The sequence below is a fragment of the Aerococcus sp. 1KP-2016 genome, from assembly GCF_002252085.1.
Taxonomy (GTDB): Bacteria; Bacillota; Bacilli; order Lactobacillales; family Aerococcaceae; genus Aerococcus.
Genome location: NZ_NEEY01000088.1, coordinates 1 through 3346 on the forward strand (window position 1 = coordinate 1; position 3346 = coordinate 3346).

The following is a 3346-nucleotide window of genomic DNA, read 5'->3' on the forward strand; positions in this document are numbered from 1 at the left end:
TAACAGAGTAATGAGTTTGATTCTTACTACGTTTCAGTCCTTCGATTCCAAATTGTTGATAGCTATTAACCCATCTTCTTACAATAGAATCTTGTATATTATATTTCTTTGCTACCGCTAGGTAGCCACCATAGTTCCCCAGATAATGTTTAACAATTTCCAATTTAAATTCTAGTGAATATTTTGCCATAAAAATAAACCCCCAAAAGTTAGATTTTTGGTCTCTTTTGGGGGCCTCTACAGAGAAATTGGGCTTTTTTCGTTGCTCCATTAAAGCGCCCGTTAATTGAAAAAAAGTTCACTGCTAATAAACAGTGAACTTTTTATACTTAATTTATTTATTCATTGAGGTAGCTATAAAGCTTACTAATTAGACCTTTATCTACATCAACCATATAAAGGGGACAGAGCATTTTATTCATTACTTCAACTATATTCAACGCATTCTTATAAGCAGTTTTTATCTCATTTTCATTTAATTTTGAGGTTATTGACACATAATCTTTATACGACTCTGCACTTATATCTTCTTCTAAATTTTTTGTACTGTTTAACCATCGTTCAACCGTATTTTCCTTTATCCTTATCAATTGTAATATATACTTTTGCACTTGAGTTAAAGCCTCTAGAGAACGTGCTAACTCTCCTCTTCTCATCACGTTTACACCCATCAACCAAGCATTCACGAAGTTATTAAAAGCGAAGTTAACATTCTCATCTGTCATTCGGTTTGGTCCAGCACCACTTAAATCATCTAGTAAAGGCTTTAATTGCTCTGTAGAATCATAAATATACATAGAATCAGGATCTGGAAAAACTCCAGTAGGCTTAAAACTTTTTATGACTTCTATTTTTGATATTGGAAGAAAATGAAATTCTCCACGAATCAAATTTGAAAAAATCACTACCTCTGTTCCATACTCATTGTAAAAGATTAAGTCAACTGGATAAACCTTAGAAATCCAGCATCTTGAACTAAATTTTTCCATCTTATCATCTTCAATGAATATATAAAACTCAACATCAGAATACTGATCACCTTCACCTTTTGTGAAAGATCCATACATCATACACGCTGAAACAGATTCATCTTCAATACATTTATTTCTAACACTTTGAATTATTTTATTTTGAATTAGCATATTCCAATCTCCTTATCTAATAATTTCTTTTTCAGATAAGGGATTGATCAACTACTGGACAGCATGAGCAACACATACATAATGCTCCTTTCATTCTTAATCATTATGAGTATAACATAATTTTACAATCGGCGATTTATAAAACCCACCATAAACAATAATTTAATATATCCTCAGGTATTGTTTCTAATATGTTTTCTAAAAGACCCCATATAAATTCTTGTAATTCGTCTAGAGGTATCCTTTTCTCTTCGTAGTCTTGTATTACTTCTTGTAGTTTCCCCATATTTTTGCTATCCTTTATGACCGCCAACAAGTCCGCTTCTCTGGATAGCTGTCCCTCCTTTAGTAAGGCTACTTGCATGAACTAAAGAACTAAAACCGTACTTTTATCAACAACAATCTCTAAATCGTCTGTAAGGATTGTTTTTTCAGGATTTTCGAAAAGATTTAATTGTAACTCTTTCTCGTAATCGATTTTTCCGCACCGTATAGCTATCTGTCGGACGGGCCGATTTTTATAGTAGGTTCTAAATATATGTAAGCATGTCTCTATGATTTTGATGCTTGAAGAAGTAGGATAGATTTTCATTTGGTGGCTGAAACCCTTGTCTATAATTTCATTTGAAAAGCCAACTGATAAATGAACAACTCCGGTTTCTACGTGATGTTTTCTTAACCTAGCGGCCACATCGTCTGCCATTTCTCTGATAACCACTTCAATTTCAGATTGATTGACATAATCTCTTTTTAAAATTTGGCTTTTTCCATATCCTTTTGATTTTGGAATATATTTTTTAGAGATCACACTCTGATCTATTCCATGAGCATGGTAAAAAAGTTGTTCTCCTATAACACCATGAACTCTCTTTAATGCTTTAACATCATATTGAGATAGACTGTAAACAGAATTGATTCCTAAGTTATTTAAATTCCTGGCTGTATTTCCACCGATTCCCCACATATCTGTCATAGGGTGGATTCTCCAAACTTTTTCTTGAACGTCTTCATAATGCCAGACAGCTATTTGAGATTTATTATTCTTCGCTTCATTGTCTAAAGCTAATTTAGCAAGTAATGGGTTATCTCCAATGCCAATTGCTGTAACAAGTTTCAATCTTTGAAAAATCGTTTGCTGTATTTTTTTCGCTATTTGTTCCGTTGATCCGTATAGAGCATGCGATTTTGAAACATCTAAAAAACTCTCGTCAATGCTATAGATATGTATGTCTTCTTCTGCCACGAACTCGTTAAAAATTGTATGAATCAGCCGATTAACCTTGATATATAAAGCCATCCGAGGTTCGACAATTTGAATTTTCGAATTTTTCGGGATCTCAAAGCGTCTGGAACCTGTTCGAATACCGTATTCTTGCTTCACTCTTGGCGAAGCGGCTAAAACTAAGCCTCCCTCTAAATCCGGATTGCTCATCACGACGATATAGGATTCTAAAGGATGGATTCGTCTCTTAACCGATTCCACCGAAGCAAAAAAAGATTTCACGTCAATACAAAGAATATCTCGTCTTGGTTGGTATGAGTAATCCATTACTATCATATTCATACACCTCTTTTATTATTATCCTTATACACTAAACCATTTTGTTTGTTTAACTTCTTCAACATTGCGTATCAAGTCGAATTCGCAAACAATTACCTCAGATTCAATCGTTTGGACATAAACATGTTGTTCAAAATAACCGCAAACTACCCCTATAATATCGTCCTCATACTTCCCATCAAATAAACAATCTAATTGAATAGCAACCGGAATTTTTTGACGATAGGAATAGTCGATTAATTCAGAAATAGCTTCTAGCGATTGTTTCTCTTTTTCTCTATTTACTTTCCTGCTCTGTCGTTTTTCTTCGTGTACCACTTCTGTATGCTCAGACAGTATTAATCCTTGCCACTTAGCCATTTCTCTATCTACATAACCAGATGTATTGGGATTGATTACGATATTTTCTTCTTCCGATTTATCATACAAGTTAGTCACCTTCTTGCTATCATTTCACCTCATTATACGAACGTTTGTTCGTATTGTAAAGCGATAAAGATTATTAATAGTATAATACCGGCATTTAAAGCATGTCCCCTGATAACTATATTATCTCGGGGCGTGCTTTCGTTTTTGGAGTGAATAATTCTGGTGTTTTTTATTTCACTCAATTAATTCAGCTAGTGCTATCCAATACTCTGTA

General features: G+C 33.8%; 5 protein-coding genes. All 5 read right to left on the reverse strand.

The window, feature by feature from the left end; genetic code table 11:
* The coding region (locus B9P78_RS09375; RefSeq protein WP_158520595.1) for a helix-turn-helix domain-containing protein at positions 1-190 on the reverse strand (190 nt) is incomplete at its 3' end.
* Positions 191-338: 148 nt separating this feature from the next.
* Entirely contained in the window at positions 339-1142 is an 804-nt protein-coding gene (locus B9P78_RS09380) for a nucleotidyltransferase (RefSeq protein ID WP_094519166.1), read from the reverse strand.
* Positions 1143-1278: 136 nt separating this feature from the next.
* On the reverse strand, positions 1279-1428 hold the full coding sequence (locus B9P78_RS09825; protein WP_158520596.1) for a hypothetical protein: 150 nt from the start codon (positions 1426-1428) through the stop codon (positions 1279-1281).
* Positions 1429-1509: 81 nt separating this feature from the next.
* Positions 1510-2700 carry a Y-family DNA polymerase gene (locus B9P78_RS09385; RefSeq protein ID WP_369824395.1) on the reverse strand — a complete coding sequence of 397 codons (1191 nt, stop codon included), beginning with the start codon at positions 2698-2700 and terminating at the stop codon, positions 1510-1512.
* Positions 2701-2727: 27 nt separating this feature from the next.
* A complete protein-coding gene (locus B9P78_RS09390; RefSeq protein ID WP_094519167.1) occupies positions 2728-3132 on the reverse strand; it encodes a hypothetical protein in 405 nt (134 codons plus the stop codon).
* Between the last annotated feature and the right edge of the window lie 214 nt (positions 3133-3346).

Coding starts and splice junctions, on each gene's coding strand:
- B9P78_RS09380 (WP_094519166.1), bottom strand. CDS start 1,142: ATGCTAATTCAAAATAAAATAATTCAAAGTGTTAGAAATAAATGTATT.
- B9P78_RS09825 (WP_158520596.1), bottom strand. CDS start 1,428: ATGGGGAAACTACAAGAAGTAATACAAGACTACGAAGAGAAAAGGATA.
- B9P78_RS09385 (WP_369824395.1), bottom strand. CDS start 2,700: ATGATAGTAATGGATTACTCATACCAACCAAGACGAGATATTCTTTGT.